Raw genomic sequence first — 16,805 nt, 5'->3', positions numbered from 1 at the left:
GTTAAGAAGGGGGAGATCGTGTTTGCCAAAGGGTAAGTTGTCGTAAAAACAAGAAGCCCCGCCGTAAGGCGGGGCTTCTTCGGTAACCATTTTATTGTTGAATTGTTATGCCTTTTTAGTGGAAGTCCTGCAGTTCAATCCAGTCCGTCCCCGAAATACTCCCGGTGCGCCGGGCAGCGGCACTTCTTGTCCCAGGGTTGGCCGCAGCGGGCGATCAGGGCCGCCAGCTGGTCCCCCCTTTCCTTGGTGATGGGCCCCTCAACCCTGGCCGACCCCTCGCCGTCAAAGTCATCGAAAAAATACTCGATGGTATAACAGCCGCAGCTTTGGCAGTAGTACAGGGTCTCAATATGCTCGTCGCCCAAAATGCTGCCGGAGATCGAGGCGATCCGGGCAAAGCTTTTCACTGTTTCGGGGTCAGCTCCGCATTTGCTGCAAGTTACCATTCAGCCTCCGTCTTTAACTTCATGATCCCGCAAGAGTAATATCCAGATAAGCGGGGTTACCCCAAAACCACAATCACCAACGCAAAGCCTGTCGCAGGATCGGGGCAGAAACAATAGCCACCGCCAGATAGGCCAGTATGATGTTTTCGGCCGGGCAGGATCCCCTTCCGCTATCGCTTCGCATCATAATAAAAATCATCCGCCGCTTGTTGGTTGCGGCCGTCAAAAATATCTTTGACCAGCTTTGGATTTTTGAATAAATACCAATCGCCCCATTGGTCGAACTTGCGGCAGGAAGAGACAATGTGCGCTTTATTAATAGTACCATACCTCAACCCCTTCCGGCGCCCATATGCCTTTAACTTAACTGCAAAATGGTAATCCTCGGCGCTCACGCGGCCTTCATCAAACCCGCCAATTGCTTGGAAATCGGATTTATACAACCAGAACATCCCTCCGGAAACGCCTGCTCTCAGAAGATAGGGGACCACCATCAGCAGACTGAAAACGATCCCGGTGGATAACCGTTCGGGCCGGATATCCACACCGCCGCCGATATACTGCCGGGTTTCTAAAAGCCGGATCACTTCCTGAAGCATGTTGGGCGCCATCCAGCTGTCAGCGTCCATTGTTATCACGACATCTCCAGTTGCTGCAGCAACTCCAGCATTGCGAATGCGGGCGATATTCCTCGCGTCTTCGCGGACAGTGATCGCTCCATAACGCTTGGCAATAGGTTCTGTCTGATCGGTGCAGCGGTTTAACGAGACGATCAATTCAACAGGGTGCGCAATATTAGAAGCGGCCACAGAGATAGAATCCAGGCACTTTGGCAAATACTTCTCTTCATTATGCGCGGGAACGATAATGGACAGTTTGTGCATAGTTGATTTTTGTTCCATGGGCGGAAAGCTTTACAATAACGGCAAATACTCGATTTTTGGATTTGTTATGGCCTTCAAAACATTGGCTTTGGTCTTGGGGTTCTGTTTTGCCAGTTTTTTGACCAGGGACTTGATGAAGGCTCTTTTGGAATCTTTGCTCCCCGGGCATTTGAACTTAGGGAGTTTGCCGAACCGTTCCCTGGCATAAAGGTCAATGTCCTCTTTCCAGACCAGGGCCAGCGGCCGGATCAGGGTCAGCTTTTCTTTCAGCACAGTCTGTTTGGCCGACATGCTGGAAAAACGCCCCTGGTAGAACATGTTGAGCAGGGCGGTCTCCACCAGGTCGTCGGCGTTGTGCCCCAGGGCTATCTTGTTGCAGTTCTCCAGCTCGGCCAGGTCAAACAGGGCTTTGCGCCGGGCCATGGCGCAGTTGAAGCAGTCATTGAACACGGAGTCCTTCAAAATTGAGCTTGAAGCGATAAGCTGCAAGCCGTAAGCCTGGACGTATTTGTTCAAAAGGGACAAGGGAAATATCTCCTTTCCTCCGTAACTACCGGGGACGTGCCCCGCCACGAAGGAAAGATCCAGCTTGCGGCCGATCTTTCCGTTTATCCGGGCCAGCATGTCCAGCATCACCAGGCTGTCGCTGCCGCCGGAGACGGCAACCAGTATCCGGTCGCCGGGCTCCAGCAGCCCGTAGCCGCGGACCGCCTTGATGACCCGGGGGTAGACAACGGCCCAGGAAGCTGTATGCTTTAAGCTGTTTGCCATATTGTCATCAGTATATTTCATAAAGCCATGATTTGTCAAGAAAACAAAAACGGGCGCATCAGCGCCCGTTTGTGCATGTTATTTGGTCTACAATACGTCGGAGAACCCTTCCAGCCTTTTGCTTCTGGACGGGTGGCGCAGTTTCCTCAAAGCCTTGACCTCTATCTGCCGGACCCGCTCCCGGGTGACGTTGAACATGGTGCCCACTTCCTCCAATGTCCTGGGACAGCCGTCGTTCAGGCCGAAGCGCAGGCGGACAATGTGCTCCTCGCGCTTGGTCAGGGTGGAGAGGACCTTTTCAATCTGGTCCCGCAGCATCAAAAAGTTGGCGGTGCGGGCCGGGCTCTTGGCCGAGACGTCCTCGATGAAGTCCCCGAACACCGCGTCCTCGTCGTCGCCGATGGGCTTGTCCAGGCTGATGGGCTCCTGGGCCACCTTGATGATGGCCCGGACCTTCTCGAACGGCATCTCCATGTGCTCGGCGATCTCCTCGCTGGTGGGCTCGCGGCCGTAGTCCTGGACCAGCTTGCGCGAAGCCTTGGAGACCTTGTTGATGGCCTCGATCATATGCACCGGCACCCGGATGGTGCGGGCCTGGTCGGCGATGGCCCGGGTGATGGCCTGGCGGATCCACCAGGTGGCGTAGGTGGAGAACTTGTATCCCTTGCGGTAGTCGAACTTTTCCACCGCCCGCATCAGGCCGGAATTGCCCTCCTGGATCAGGTCCAAAAACTCCAGCCCCCGGTTGATGTAGCGCTTGGCGGTAGAGATCACCAGCCGGACGTTGGATTCCACCATTTCCTTCTTGGCCCCGTCCCGGGCCTTCTGCTTCTGGCGGATGTTCAGGGAAAGCTCCATGGCCAGCTTGGGGTCCATCTTGAATTCCTGTCCTATCCGGTCCAGCTCCTTGGCGGCATGGTCGTACTCTTCCCTAAAGGCGGACAGCTTTTCCTTGTTGACCTTCATTTTGGCCTTGATCTCGGGCTTGGGTTTTTTCCCGGCCTTGTAGGCCGACAGGGTGGACTTCATCTCCTCGTAGCTCAAACCCGACTGGTGGAGGGCCCGGTCCTGGATATGCTTTTGCTTCTTCATTTGGTGGTCGGCCTGGTGGATCTTCTTGACCATGCCGATCAGCAGTTCGGGGTTCAGCCTTAAGGCCAGCAGGCTGACCGCTATCTTCTGCCGGTGCTGGACCACCTTGGGCAGGGCCTTTTCCTGGTTCTTAAGGGTCAGCAGGTATTCTATCTGGGTGTATTCCTTCTGGATCCGTTTTAAAAGCTGGATGATCTTCTGGCGCTCCCGGTTGGAGGAGTAGTTGGGCATCCAGCCGTCGATGTCGGTCTGGACCAGTTCCTCCATGGCCAGCTCGTGCTTCTGGAACTTCTTGGCCAGGTGCATGAAATCCTTCATGTTGAAGGGGGCGGTAAAGGCCAGGTTAAGGATGTCGTACTGGCACTCCTCGATCTTCTTGGCGATCTCGATCTCCCGTTCCCGGTCCAGCAGGGGGATCTTGCCGATCTCGTGAAGGTACATCCGCACCGGGTCGTCGTAATGGATGCCGGCCGGGGTCTCCACCTCGTCGTCCTTGGAACGGGTCTTGTCCCGCAGTTCCTTGATCTGCTTATATTCCTCCTCGGAGTTCACCACCTCCACCCCGCTCTGGGCCAGCATCAGGATGAAGTTCTCCAGGTCCTGGGCCGAGATCACCTCTTCGGGCAGCATTTCGTTGAGCTTGGCATAGGTAATGTAGCCCGAGGCTTTGCCGTAGGTGATGATCTGCTTGATCTTTTTCTTGACGTTCTTGTCGTCCATGGACCCTCCTTGTAAATACCGTTATTTTGCCACAAAGACACCAAGGCACAAAAATATTTACCATTTACCTATTAATGTTTTCCGAGGATGATATAACGGGGTAATGCGTGTTTGCCAATTCTTAGTAAACTTTTGATTATAGCACAAAATCAGGGTTTTTTGCCAGCATAAATTTGGCGCAGTTCCTGGTACTGGGCCAGCAGCTGGCTGACCTGCTGCTGGTCACCGGCCTTTTCCGAGACCTTGATCTGCTCCTGCAGTTCCTTCATCCGGGGCTTCAGCTTCAGCTCTTTCAGCTTTTTCAGGTAATCCCTAAGCACGGTGCGGTCCTTGTCCGCGTCGTCCATGGTGTCATCGCCCTGGTGGGAGCGGGCGATGATGGCCGACAGCCGGTTCTGTTCTTCCTGGTCCACCAGGTCTTCGAACAGCTTGGCCCCTTCTATCCGGCCGCTCTGGCTGTACTGGTTCTCCAGCCGGGCCAGCATCCCCTGAAGCCAGGGCGAGGCGATGCCGGTTTCGGCCAGGGTATCATGTACTTCGGTCAACAGCTGGGGGCGCTTAAGCAGCAGGACGAAGATCTCGTGCTCCCAGTCGGTTTGGGGCAGTTCCCTGCCCGGGGCCGCCGCCTGTTTGGGGGACAGGCCCTGCTTCTTGCGCATCAGGTCCAGCACCAGGGATTCGTCCACTCCGCAGAGATCGGCGGTTTCCCTGGCATATTGCGACCGGGAGACGGTGTCCTCCACCTTGACCATCAGCCCGGCCAGATCGTTCACCAGACGGCTTTTTTCCGAGATCTGGGAAAGGTCCTTATGCAGGCTGGCCCGCATCACCAGGAATTCCACAAAGGTGATGGCATTCTTGATCAAAGCCCCGAATTCCTCCGACCCCCGCTCCCGGATGAAGGCGTCGGGATCCATGTTGGGCGGCAGCAGGGCGGCCTTGACGTCCAATCCCGCTTCCAGCAATGGCTCTATGGCCCGTTCGGTGGCGGACTGGCCGGCGTTGTCCGGGTCGTAGCAGACCACCACCCGCCGGGCATAGCGGGAGAGCAGCCGGGCCTGGTCCGGGGTCAGGGCGGTGCCGGCGGTGGCCAGGATGTGCTTGAACCCGGCCTGGAAGGGGACGATCAGGTCAAAGTTGCCCTCCACCAAAATGGCGTAGCCGGCGTCGCCGACGGCCGATTTGGTCTGGCTGAAGCCGTAGAAGCCGCGCCCCTTGTGGTAGATGGGGGTCTCGGGTGAATTAAGGTATTTGGCCTGGGGGGTCTGCTCCAGGCTGCGCCCGCCGAAGCCTATCACCCGCCCGCCCAGGGAGAAGAAGGGAAAGATGATCCGGTGCCTAAAGCGGTCGTAAAAGCCGTTGCCGGTCTCCCGGGCCACTATCAGTCCGGATTCCTGCAGCAGGGGCAGTGACAGTCCGGAGCGCCCGGCGTATTTTATGAAGCCGTCCCACTCGTTTGGTGCGTAGCCCAGCCGGAACAACTCCTGTGTCTCTTTTGTTATGCCCCGCTTCTCCAGGTACTCCCGGGCTGAAGTATTCTTGGGGTCGGCCAGATTGTCGGAAAAAAAGCGGGCGGCCAGCTCGTTGGCCTGGTACAGCAGGTCGTGCTGGCCATCCTTGAAGTCGGCCCGGGTCTCGGGGATCTTGATGCCGGCCTTTTGGGCCAAAGTGCGCACTGCCTCCACGAACGAGACCTTGTCGTACTCCATCAAAAAGGTATAGACGTTGCCTCCCTTGCCGCAGCCGAAACAGTGCCAGATCTGCTTTTGGGGGTTGACGTTGAACGAGGGGGTCTTTTCCTGGTGAAAGGGGCAGAGGGTCTTGTAGGTGTTGCCTAGCTTCTTCAACGGCAGGTACTGGCCCACGATGTCCACTACATCGCTGGCCTGGCGGATCTCGTCTATGATATGTTCTGGGATCTGGGCCATCAAACTAAAACACTAATTACTAATTATGGAATATCAAAAATTCCTGGATACTGCCCTTATGGCTTATAGCTGATAGCTATATATAACCAAAATAACCAGATTTAGCAAGGGGTTAAAGGGATAATGGATCTATTATTTAGCCCGGTACTGATATTCAATGTTCATACTTTTTACGGAAAACCCTTCCTTTTTGTATATTTCCAGCGCTTTATACCGGTTCTCACCATCAACATGCAGGCGAACATGTCGCTGTTTATAATCGGACTGTAAGCAACCCACCCCGTATTTAAGAAGCCGGGTGCCGATGCCCCGACCCCGGTAGGCATCAATAACGCCGATCTCTTCGATGAAACCGTATTTATGGCCCTGCTGGTGGTGAAGATAATGGCTCAGTATCAGGAACCCGACGGTCTTATTCGTATTATTCTTCAGTACAAAAAATGTATTGCCATTCAATTCCCCTTCGGCAATATCCTCTTTCCATTCTTTAACAGAGGCCGGTTCATGCTCGAAACTATCGGCATAAACAGCGTTAAAGCAGCGGTTGAAGTCCCGTATATCCAACTTAGGAGAGTAGGGCTCTAACACCAACCTCTCAGCGTGAAAATCGATCATATCCCATTGTTTTTCAATCCGGGTGCGCTCCATTTCGAAAAAATATCGAATGGGTGAAAATCCCAATTGCTTTACCAAAACGTGTTTCCACCCCTTGTCGTCCCTTAGCATTATCCTCAGGTTTTTTCGGCTGCGGTGGCAGACTTCTTTTAATTTTTCTTTGAGGGCACACGCTGCAATTCCGCTCCGCTTGGTTTTTTCCAGGTCGAACCTCAGAAATCCGAACTCGTGGTCATTGAAAATCCTGATATATCCGCAGCTTTCCATGATCAAAGTGTTTCGGGAGTTGGCCTTCTTCAAAATCCCCTTGAGATAGTCCCCAAATGTCCGGCGGTCAACACTTCCGGCAATATCCTGTACCATAAGCCGTGTCATCAGTACCGCGTCTTTTTCCCCCTGATATGGCCTGAATGGTTTCATCAAATTAACCTAACGTTTCGTTTGGCGCTATCAACTCAGAGCCTTCATTTTTGGTTGAGTTCACCCTGGGATCGGCAAAGTAGGCCGTCAGCTTGTCCTTGTCCAATGGCGTGAAGCAGGGCACCAGGCTCTCATAGTCTGCTATTGACGGGTCCAGCCACTGCTTTTCGCCGGGCTTCTCCAGTATCACCGGCATCCGGGGGTGGACCTTCTTCACCAGCTCATTTGCTTCGGTGGTCACGATGGTGCAGGAGGGAAGGCCTTCCTTGTCCATTGCATACAGCCCGGCAAAGGCGAACAGTTTCCCGTCTTTAAGAATATAACGAACCGGGCGCTTGGTCTTGCCCACCGGCAGGAACTCGTAAAAACCGTCGGCCACTATCAGACAGCGCTGCTTTTCTACCAGCTTGCTGAAGGAGGGCTTTTCACTCAAGGTCTCCGCCCGGGCGTTGAACAGCAGGGGAGCGGCTTTGCCGGCGGCCTTGAAACGCGGGAGCAGGCCCCAGTGCATGGTCTTTAAGCGGCGGCGCTTGCCGTCGAACAGCACCACCAGCACGCTGTTGGCCGGCGCGATGTTGTAGCGGGGGAGATACTCTTCCTTAAGCCTGAGCACATCCTCGCCATCAACCTCGAACCGCTCGGCGATCTCCTCCAGCCGGGCCGTCAATGTGAATCTTCCGCACATGGGGTACCTTTCCCACGAAATACACTAAATGGCACTAAAACCAGAATTTGCCTAATTATTTTTCGAGAGATTTCATGCTTCCTTCGACGTTGCACTTCGGCATTGCTCAGTGTAGCACTCAGGACAAGCTTTAGCGGGCATTAATCCGGGAATCCCTTTCCCACTAAAGACACTAAAACATTAAACCACAGTTAAATAAATTTAGTGAATATTTCGTGCCTTTTCGTGGGCAGCATCCCTGGGCACCTTTCCCCACCAAAGACACTAAAACAAGAACTTACCTAATTATTTTTCGAGAGATTTCGTGCTTTTTCGTGGGCAGCGTGTTGGTCGTTTTCAGCTCATCAGCCGCTGTTCGCCCTGCAGCTGGCGGATGTCCTCCACGTTCCGGGTGCACTCCAGGCAGCCCAGGTATTTTCCGGTCTCGTCGCGCAGGGCAAAGAACTCGATCAGCACCATCTGCTTCTGGCCGCCGGGGCCCAGCGGGAGCTGGATCCAGAACCGGGCCTGGTCCCGTTTCTTCTCCTTGAACTCGTTGACGATGGCCTCCACCTTGGCCAGGCTGCTTTGGGGGTGGCACTGGCGGAAGTTCATACCCATGCTGCCCATGGGGCGCTTGAAGAGTCTTGTCTCGTGCTGGTTCCAGCCGATGACCTCGTCATTGTGGTCGATCACCGTCAGCTCGTAAGGCACGGTCTCCAGCAGGGCCTTGACCAACTGGTCGTTCATGCGGTCGAACATGGGAAAACTCCTTATATTATAGTTTCAGCTTCATGGTCAGGGCCACTTCGCCGTCCGAAGTGTCTTGGTTGGTGTAAAGGGAAAGGTCCACCCCGTCTATCTGGTAGCCGTGCCGGCGGTAGAATTTGATGGCCGGATAGTTGGTGGTCTGGGTCTCCAGGGTTATCACCCTAGCCTTCTGGTCCCGGGCCGTCTCCAGAGCTTTGTCCAGCAGCATCCCGCCCAAACCCCGGCCCCGGAACTCCGGCATTACCTCCAGGTCGTGCAGATGCAGGGAGCGGTTCCATTCCCGCAGCTCCAGCAGGGCCACTCCAACCATCCTGTCCCCGATGAAGGCCCCCCAGGAAAGGCCCTGGGCCGCCACCTCCTTCTGAATTTCCAGGTCATCCCGGGTTCGGGCCCATCTCTTGACGTAGGGGCTGTCCCGCTTTTCCAGCCTCAGGCTGATGACAGTGTTCTCTTCGGTCTCGGTCTTTTCAACCCGGTACGCCTGGTCCGATTCATAGCCGGTGAAAAGGAACCCGTGCCTTTCCAGTTCATCGATGCCTGCCAGGCGCTTGATGACGACGTCTGGTATGTTCATCTGTCTTTTACCATTTGGCAATTTTCCCGGTGAAATATCCCAGCGCCCCGCCCAGTATCAGCGTCATGGCTCCGATGGGAACCAGGCTCAACGGCTCTTTGGCGCCGATCAGGACGGCGGAGGGCAGAAGGACCAGCAGGGAGATAACAACGCCCTTGACGGCCGGGTTGATCTTCCACTCCACCGAAGAGGTCAGCACCCCGGAGACCAGCCACAGGCTGAGGGCCGAGAGGTTGGCATCCCAGCTGAGTTTTTGCAGCAGCATGGGGACCAGGTCTATGATCCCGGCCGCCAGGCCCAGGGCAAGGCCGAGGAGAATCTTCTTTTTCATGCGGTTGTCACATTATCTTGTCAAACGATTTCATCACCCCGTCCGCCCGGAAATCCACCTCCTTCAGCTCCTTCTCTTTTTCGAAGATGATGAAGGTATGCTTGTTCACAAGGTTTTTTGGGTCAAGGTTCATCCCCAGCTGTTCCCGGTAGACTTCAAGCCTCTGAGCTTTTGGGATCTCCCGGTGCCGGGCCAGGTTCCGGAAATACCTGAAATACGAACTGGCCAGTATCAGCGGGTAAAAGAAGGGGAGCAGGAACAGCGAGCCCTTGCTGAGACGGACATATTTGACCTCTCGGATCCGGAACCCGGCCAGCTTTGCCAGTATCCTCAGTTTCTGCAGGCCGATCAGGAAGATGTGGCCGTGGTATATCTGGCTGGATACGCTTTTATCGGACATCCAGATGTCGTCGATCTCATTGGGCGGCATCTGCCGGGCGGTCTCGCTTTCGAACAGCAGATGGCTGAGCTTGGCGGCCAGAGTGGAGGCCGAGGGAGTGGTCAGCAAAAGCCTTCCGTTCGGCTTCAACACCCGGTTGAATTCCTTAAAGGCCTTAAGCTGGTCGCTGAAGTGCTCTATCCCTTCCTGGCAGATCAGCATGTCGGCATGGCCGTCGGCCACAGGGATCTTCTCCATGATGTCGGCCCGTTTGCACTCCACGCATTTGAGCATGAAATACTCGGGGAACAGGTCAAAAGGCTCGACTATGGCGCCGTGCTCCAGCAGTATCTCGGTGGTGGCCCCGTTCCCGGCCGGAACGTCCAGCACCACCTGGTTCCGCAGCTGGTCTTTTTGGCCGTCCAGATATTTCTTGACGTAATATTTGGGGCTTTTGGGATTGTTGATGTGGGCGTCGATCATGATCTTTTCATTATTATTGGGGCGGTGTTTGAGTGCTCCGGCTGGCTTCGATAATGTCGGTGATTGAGTGCTAAATAAGCGTATCGAAATCACCGACCACTCAGCCAGCCACGGAGCGTACTTGTCCTGAACAAGGGCGAAGCATCGAAACCACCGGCTGCATATCACTCCACCACGAAGGTCAGCCTTATCAGTCCGGGTTCTACCAGGTTCCAGGTGCGGATGTGCAGCCGGCCGATCTCCGAGGTGTTATTCACGTGCGGGCCGCTGCAGGGCGTTACCACCTCCGGGCCGATGCGAACCAGCCTTACGTTCTCCGCGCCCTCCGGCAGGCGGTGCAGGGAGCAGTAGGCGGCGGCCTCGCCGGCGGTCATCTGTTCGTAGGTGACATCCAGTTTCCGGGAGATGATCTCGTTAGCTTTGGTTTCGGTCTGCTGGATGATCTCTTCCAGGGGCAGGCCGCTTTGGACCGCAAAGTCACAGCGGACCTTGGTGCCCTTGAACCGGGTGTCCAGCAGTTGGCCGTTAAAGAGCAGCCCGAAGACCGCGGTCAGTATGTGTTCGGCAGAGTGCTGCCGGGGATCGGTGGCTGGCATGATACTTTCCTGCTGTCTGCCGGTGTCACTGCGAGGATTGCACAACATCGGGCAAACGAAGCAGTCTGACTTAGTATTATTAGTTGGATCACTTCGTCTGTAAGGCAGTGGTGCATATCCCTTCGTTCGTCAATCAAGCAGTATAACTCGGGACAAGCCTCGTGATGACTAGTTGGGGGCGGTCAGGTCCTTGGCCATGATGATACTGCGGAAATCCACCACCTCCCATTTGACCCGATCCACCTGCTTAAAGCCCCAGCGCTGGTACATTTCTATCAGGTCCGTGGCATTCTCGCAGGTATCCAGGGCCAGGAATTTTACCTGGTTCTTTTTGCAATGGTCTTCCACCGTCAGATAAAGCCTTTTGCCCAGGCCGGTGCCCTGCAGGGCCGGATCCACCCCGAACTGTCCGAAATGCCAGACATCATCCCGCTGGTAGTAAGCCGAACTGGAATTCTTCTCCGGGCCGTAGACCGAGATGGTGCCCACGATGGCGCCGTCCCTGACGGCCAGGAAGGAGGTTCCCTTTTTAAGCCGTCTTTCGGTGACGGTGTCGTCCTGGCGCGAGGCCCAAAAGCGGACGCCCTGCTCGGCCGGCTTGGCGTAGGCCCGGTGTAGGAGGGCGGTGATCTCCGGGATGGAGTCGCCGGGCTGGTATGGACGGATGAGGATATTGTCTGACATTTTATTTATCTGACTTACCCAGGAACCTTTATCCACAGATTAACGCAGATTAAAAAACCTTTTTGTGTTTAACAATTATGATCTTGCATAGAAAAATCTGTGTAAATCTGTGAAATCTGCGGATTAAAAAGTTTTTGGAGTTTGTTCCGGAGCTAATGGGGTAGATGTTCTATTTTAAAATTATCTCCAGGGCTATGTCGTGGGGTTCGGTGAACTTAAATTTACGGTAGACCGGTTCGCCGCCCTTGGTGGCGTGCAGTTCCACCTTGTCCAGGCCCCGCAGTTTGGCCTCTTCCAGAAGTTTTTGGAAAAGCGAAGACCCGATCCCGTTCCCGCGGAATTCCCGGATGGTGAACATGTTCAAGATGTAGCCGGTCCGGCCGGTGGGCAGTTCAAAGTTGCCGGGCTGCTCCCGGAAGACGATCCCGCTGAACCCGACCGGCTTGTTTTCGTATTCGGCGATCCAGGAAACGAAGGTATCGTTCTTAAACGCCCCGGCCAGGTATTGCCGCAGGGACTGCCTTACCGAAGCCTCCAGTTCGGGGGATGGGTTGCAGTGGACCTCTTTTAGAAAGATGATCCGGTGCTCGATGAGGGTTTCAATGTCTGCGGAAGCGGCTTTGCGGAGGGAGAGTTTGGTTTTGTTGATTATCATGGGATAAAGCCATTATTGTTGTTGGACATGCTGTTAAGGATAAATATTAGCTAAAGCTAAGCAACAAACAACTCATACCTCTTTGCAAGTCTATCGCGATCAGGATAATTTATTTTTTTTGCAGGCAAAATCAAAGTCTTTCCTTCCATTGATTGCAAACCGTATTTTAGCATAGGTCCGTCAATTTCACTTAAAATGTTTTCCCGTACTTTTATAGTGAAATCGGGCGTTATCCCAATTATATTATTATCATAAGCAGCATGATGTATTTTGCACAAAGACAATCCATTTTGCACTATGGGCTCACCATCCTTTTCCGAGTCTGGTATTATGTGGGCAGCATCAAGTAACTCCACATGTTGGAGTTTACACATAGTGCATTGCCTAGAGTATGCATCTAATACAAATTCCCTAAAGGCGGTTTGGTGGAGTCGTTGTTTTGTTACGGCGGTAATATATCTCCGAACGCCAATATCCGATTCCCGAATATTAAATGCGGCACGGTTCACGGGCTGTATATCTGGTTGTAAATAATTAATGGCAGGATTTATTGCGGCTTTTATTTTAAGGTTAATGGGATCGTTTGAAACGATAAATAAAGGCCACACGGCGACATATTTGCCGGGTTTGATACTGTGAAAATAAATAAGTGGTGTTCTTTGTTCAAATGCTTTGGTTAAACCAAGGTTGTCACGGTGATCTGGATTAGTCCCCCTATAACGATATTCAAGTAATCCTTCTGAAGTAAAACCATCGTCGTAAGGACCAGTACTAGTCGTAGTTATGGATATTGGAATTGTGAAGCCTTTTGGGAACCAAATCCCCGAAGCACCTATTAATGTAATATTCTGACCATGGCAATAAAATTTATTTATAAGGTCATTTCTTTCAAAGACGCCGCCATTAAGTTTGGATTGATCTTCCAACCAAGCAAATGCTGCCGCACGAATTTCTTCTTCCATATTTGCCACGGGCTTTATCCTCAGCTATTAGGTTTGTGAAGGGCGTCTTAAATCAAATCAATTACTTTATCACATCCATCCCCATATACGGCCTCAGCACCTCCGGCACAGTAATGCTCCCATCGGCGTTCTGGTAATTCTCCATCACCGCTATCATGGTCCGGGGCAGGGCCAGCCCCGAGCCGTTCAAAGTATGCACGAATTCCGGCTTGGCCTTTGGTTCCCGGCGGAACTTGATGTTGGCCCGGCGGGCCTGGAAATCCCCGAAGTTGGAGCAGGAGGAGACCTCCAGCCACTCCTGGCAGCCCTCGGCCCAGATCTCAATGTCGTACTTCTTGGCGGCGGTAAAGCCCAGGTCGCCGGTGCACATCTTCAAGATCCTGTACTTAAAGCCCAAAGCCTGCGGGATCTTCTCGGCGTCGGCGATCAGTTTGTCCAGTTCCTGGTTGGAATTCTCCGGCAGGACGAACTTCACCAGTTCCACCTTGTCAAACTGGTGGCCCCGCTTGATGCCCCGGACGTCCTTGCCGGCCGACATCTTTTCCCGCCTGAAGCAGGCGGTGTAGGCCACGTGGTTGACCGGCAGCAGGGAGCCGTCCAATATTTCCTCGCGGTACATGTTGGTCACCGGCACCTCGGCGGTGGGCACCCACCAAAAATCCTCCTCAATGTCCCGGTAAACGGTGTCGGCAAACTTCGGCAATTGGCCGGTTCCCACCAGGCATTTTCCGTTGACCATGTAGGGCGGATAGATCTCGGTGTAACCGCTCTGCCGGGTGTGGACGTCCAGCATCCAGGTGATCAACGCTCTCTGTAATCTAGCCCCGGCGCCCTTCAGCAGATAGAACCGGCTGCCGGAGATCTTGGCCCCGCGCTCAAAGTCTATGATGCCCAGCTTTTCGCCCAGCTCCCAATGGGGCTTTAGGGCAAAGTCGTATTTCTTCTCCTGGCCCGCGGTGCGGTCCACCAGGTTCTCGGACTCGTCCTTGCCGATGGGCACCGAGGGGTCGGGCATATTGGGCAGGGAAAGGGTGGCCTCGGACAGTTTCTCTTCGACCGTGCGCAGCTCGTCGTCCAGCGCCTTGATCTGGTCGCCCACCTGGCGCATCTCCACTATCTTCTGGTCGGCCAAAGGCGACTTTTCCTTCTTCAGTTTGGCGATCTCCTCGGAAACGCTGTTGCGCTGGGCCTTTAGCACCTCCACCTCCTGGACGATGGTCCGGCGTTTGGTATCCAGTTCCAGGAACGGCCCCAGGTCGGCCTTTTCTCCCTTGTCGGCTATGGCTTTCTTGACCAGCTCGATGTTCTCCCGGATGAATTTGGGATCCAGCATAGTAAGTTCCTTTGTATTTATTGACAGGATTATTTACTTTACAATGGGAGGACGGATATTACCTTTGACAGGATTAACATGATTCACGGGATTATATTTTACCGGGGAAAGCCAACTATTACTTTTGGCAGGGGCAACACGATTAACAGGATTTATCATTTAACAGGGAAAGGCAATCATTACCTTTGATAAAAGCGACGCGAACTCTTGAAAACAATTAAAAAAAGAAATCATGTAAATCCTGTCGAGGTTATCCCTTCAGCAGCTCTGACCAGGCGCTGAAGTCAAGGTCCAGGTACGGCACATCCTGCTCGATCCGTTCCTTGCGGCCCTGCATGAACCCGGCCACCCAGGGGTTGTCGATATTGTTGACGTCGAAACTGCGGTGGATGGCGCCGTAGAGGTCTATTTCCCGGATCTTCAGGAAAAGCGGGATCTCTTTAAGCCATTTGGGGTCCAGCCGGTTCTCCTGGGCATAGCCCTCCAAAAAATGAGGCAGGAGCCCTTTTACCAAGGCGGCCGGGTCCGGCCGGCCCTCGGCCAGGTAGAACAGCACTATGGCTATGTCGCAGATGAACCAGGAATACAGGCTGTCGTCAAAGTCGAACAGCACCAGCTCTTCATTCCGGTCTATCAGCATGTTCCCGCCGTGGGCGTCGTAATGGATCAGCCCAAAGGAGTCGCGGTCCCGGGGCAGGGCCCCGGCCCGGGCCATCGCCTGGTTGTATCTCTGCAGCACCAGGGGCTCCGTCCGTGGCAGGTATTTGCTCAGCTCATTGTTGGAGGGGTCTTCCCACTGCGGCCTTTTGGCCAGGGGGTCCTTGGGGACATAGTCCTTGGCCAGGGCGTGCATCCGGCCCAGCAGTTTTCCGTAGGTCCGGTAAAGTTTTGGGGTCCAGTCGGCCCCGCGGGCGGGACGGCCGTCTATCTTCACAAAGGCCGTGGCCAGGAAATGCCCGCCCCGGCCGTCCGCTATCGGCTCCACCAGCTTTCCATTCTCCGACATCACCGCCCCGGCCACCGGCACCCCGTTGGCCGCCAGGTAGTTGATCCAGCCGGCCTCGCCCCGGATCAGCTCTTCGCTGCGGCGCAGGCTGTGGCTGATCCGCAGGATGTAATGCCCGGGATCCCGTTCAAACGAATAGATGAAGCTCTCGAACCCGCCCAGTTCCCCGATCTTTCCCTGGGCCACGGCGTAGCGCTTCATGGCCTCGGCCAAAATGTCCTGATTGAATCTTTCCCTGATCCGGCTTTCCATGATCCCTCAATCTCCGTCTGGTTTAAGGGGACATAACTCTTAACAATATCATAAAACATTGTCAAAGTCAAAAGCAAAAAACTTAAAAATACCGCCGTCCGGCCGGGGCTAAAACAAAGAACGGGCGCACCGAAATGCGCCCGTTCTTAAAGGCCATCAGAGGTTTACTTAAGCCAAACCAGCTTGCCGGTGGCTGTCCTGTCTCCGGCCTGGATACGGTAGAGATACACGCCTCCGGGAACGCTGTTTCCCTTGGCATCCCGGCCCCGCCACACCACCTGGTGTTTTCCGGCAGGATAGCTGCCGGAGGCCACGGTGGCCACCTTCTGTCCGGCCAGGTTGTAGACCGAGAGCACCACTTGGGAAGCCTTGTCCAGGCTGAAGTTCAGCCGGGCCGAGCCCCGGGCCGGATTGGGCCAGGCCGGAGCCAGGGCGAACTTGTGGACCAGCGGCTGGTCAACCGGCTGGCCGGCCACCCCGGTGGGGGTCAGGCTGCCGTATAATACGAAATTATGCCCGTAGACGCCGGTCCAAACGCTGCTTTGGTGAACATAGCCGGTGCCCATGCCGAATCCGCCGTTGGGGTTGTACCAGAATCCCTCATAGCTGCCGCGCAGGGGCATGGTGTTCTGATTGATATACCATTGGCCGCCCACGTCATAGTTCATCTGGCCCTGGAAGGCCATCCACAGTCCGGGATTGTTTCCGTAGACCTTTACCTGCGAGGGCAGGCGGACCATGAAGCTTCCGGCGTTATCGGTATAGTTGGCCGGGGTGAAATAGCCGCTCCATAGGGGCTGGCTGAAGGCGGGATAGCCCGGAGCTCCGGAGCTGTCCGGCATTATTGTTAACTGGATGCTGTCCAAGGGTCCTATGCCGTATTGGCCCTGGACATAGACGGAATCCAGCCACAGGGAATCCGGTCCCGCGATCCAGAAGTCTTCCATTATCCAGCAGTCATAGGCATCGTTGGCCGGTTCAAAATTCTGGGCGGCCGAGCCCGAAGGCGAAGAGGCATCGATCTGGTACCAGACCGCGTCCATGATCTCACTGGTGACGATCATGGTGTCGTTGGCCGTATTCTGGTCCAGGCTCCAGTTGACATAGGCCTTAAAGGTATGGATCGTGCCGGCTGTCTTTGAAGCGGTCCAGTCGGGGAAGATGATGGTGGCTGTGCCGGCCGAATCCAGGTCGCACCAGCGGTTCAGATTATAAAGCTCTACGCCGGCGCTGTCGATG

18 protein-coding genes are annotated in these 16,805 nt (G+C 54.7%); all 18 read right to left on the bottom strand.

Annotation, left to right across the window (positions count from 1 at the left end; all coding sequences use genetic code 11):
* Positions 1 to 134 precede the first annotated feature (134 nt).
* Positions 135 to 446 (bottom strand): hypothetical protein, encoded by a 312-nt coding sequence (locus Q7U71_09135; protein ID MDO9391919.1) that lies wholly within the window; start codon positions 444 to 446, stop codon positions 135 to 137.
* Positions 447 to 616: 170 nt separating this feature from the next.
* On the bottom strand, positions 617 to 1,348 hold the full coding sequence (locus tag Q7U71_09130) for a glycosyltransferase (protein ID MDO9391918.1): 732 nt from the start codon (positions 1,346 to 1,348) through the stop codon (positions 617 to 619).
* A gap of 12 nt (positions 1,349 to 1,360) precedes the next feature.
* Entirely contained in the window at positions 1,361 to 2,101 is a 741-nt protein-coding gene (locus Q7U71_09125; GenBank protein ID MDO9391917.1) for an ATP-binding protein, read from the bottom strand.
* An 87-nt stretch (positions 2,102 to 2,188) separates the two neighbouring features.
* Positions 2,189 to 3,913, bottom strand: a complete 1,725-nt coding sequence (gene rpoD / locus Q7U71_09120; GenBank protein MDO9391916.1) for an RNA polymerase sigma factor RpoD — start codon at positions 3,911 to 3,913, stop codon at positions 2,189 to 2,191.
* A 149-nt stretch (positions 3,914 to 4,062) separates the two neighbouring features.
* Positions 4,063 to 5,841 (bottom strand): DNA primase, encoded by a 1,779-nt coding sequence (gene dnaG, locus Q7U71_09115; protein ID MDO9391915.1) that lies wholly within the window; start codon positions 5,839 to 5,841, stop codon positions 4,063 to 4,065.
* Positions 5,842 to 5,973: 132 nt separating this feature from the next.
* The gene (locus tag Q7U71_09110; GenBank protein ID MDO9391914.1) at positions 5,974 to 6,876 is read right to left on the bottom strand and encodes an N-acetyltransferase; all 903 of its coding nucleotides are present in this window, start codon (positions 6,874 to 6,876) and stop codon (positions 5,974 to 5,976) included.
* 4 nt (positions 6,877 to 6,880) lie between these two features.
* Positions 6,881 to 7,561: an SOS response-associated peptidase gene (locus Q7U71_09105; protein MDO9391913.1), complete on the bottom strand. Its 681-nt coding sequence runs from the start codon at positions 7,559 to 7,561 to the stop codon at positions 6,881 to 6,883.
* A gap of 336 nt (positions 7,562 to 7,897) precedes the next feature.
* Positions 7,898 to 8,302, bottom strand: coding sequence for a PAS domain-containing protein (locus Q7U71_09100; protein MDO9391912.1), 405 nt, complete (start codon positions 8,300 to 8,302; stop codon positions 7,898 to 7,900).
* A 16-nt stretch (positions 8,303 to 8,318) separates the two neighbouring features.
* Complete coding sequence (locus Q7U71_09095; protein ID MDO9391911.1) at positions 8,319 to 8,885, bottom strand: GNAT family N-acetyltransferase; 567 nt, start codon at positions 8,883 to 8,885, stop codon at positions 8,319 to 8,321.
* 7 nt (positions 8,886 to 8,892) lie between these two features.
* The gene (locus Q7U71_09090) at positions 8,893 to 9,216 is read right to left on the bottom strand and encodes a hypothetical protein (GenBank protein MDO9391910.1); all 324 of its coding nucleotides are present in this window, start codon (positions 9,214 to 9,216) and stop codon (positions 8,893 to 8,895) included.
* Positions 9,217 to 9,223: 7 nt separating this feature from the next.
* A complete protein-coding gene (locus tag Q7U71_09085) occupies positions 9,224 to 10,078 on the bottom strand; it encodes a class I SAM-dependent methyltransferase (GenBank protein MDO9391909.1) in 855 nt (284 codons plus the stop codon).
* 164 nt (positions 10,079 to 10,242) lie between these two features.
* Positions 10,243 to 10,674: a hypothetical protein gene (locus Q7U71_09080; GenBank protein ID MDO9391908.1), complete on the bottom strand. Its 432-nt coding sequence runs from the start codon at positions 10,672 to 10,674 to the stop codon at positions 10,243 to 10,245.
* Positions 10,675 to 10,842: 168 nt separating this feature from the next.
* Positions 10,843 to 11,358, bottom strand: coding sequence for a GNAT family N-acetyltransferase (locus Q7U71_09075; protein MDO9391907.1), 516 nt, complete (start codon positions 11,356 to 11,358; stop codon positions 10,843 to 10,845).
* Between the two features lie 169 nt (positions 11,359 to 11,527).
* Positions 11,528 to 12,013 (bottom strand): GNAT family N-acetyltransferase, encoded by a 486-nt coding sequence (locus tag Q7U71_09070; protein MDO9391906.1) that lies wholly within the window; start codon positions 12,011 to 12,013, stop codon positions 11,528 to 11,530.
* 56 nt (positions 12,014 to 12,069) lie between these two features.
* Positions 12,070 to 12,975, bottom strand: a complete 906-nt coding sequence (locus Q7U71_09065; protein ID MDO9391905.1) for an HNH endonuclease — start codon at positions 12,973 to 12,975, stop codon at positions 12,070 to 12,072.
* 61 nt (positions 12,976 to 13,036) lie between these two features.
* Complete coding sequence (gene serS / locus Q7U71_09060; protein ID MDO9391904.1) at positions 13,037 to 14,308, bottom strand: serine--tRNA ligase; 1,272 nt, start codon at positions 14,306 to 14,308, stop codon at positions 13,037 to 13,039.
* Positions 14,309 to 14,558: 250 nt separating this feature from the next.
* A complete protein-coding gene (locus Q7U71_09055) occupies positions 14,559 to 15,566 on the bottom strand; it encodes a phosphotransferase (GenBank protein ID MDO9391903.1) in 1,008 nt (335 codons plus the stop codon).
* A gap of 164 nt (positions 15,567 to 15,730) precedes the next feature.
* Positions 15,731 to 16,805: FlgD immunoglobulin-like domain containing protein (locus Q7U71_09050; protein ID MDO9391902.1), on the bottom strand; the 1,075-nt coding region annotated here is incomplete at its 5' end.

It is taken from the genome of bacterium, assembly GCA_030655055.1.
Taxonomy (GTDB): Bacteria; Edwardsbacteria; AC1; order AC1; family EtOH8; genus UBA5202.
Note: the sequence above shows the minus strand (reverse complement) of the source record. Positions and strands in the feature narration are given on the sequence as shown.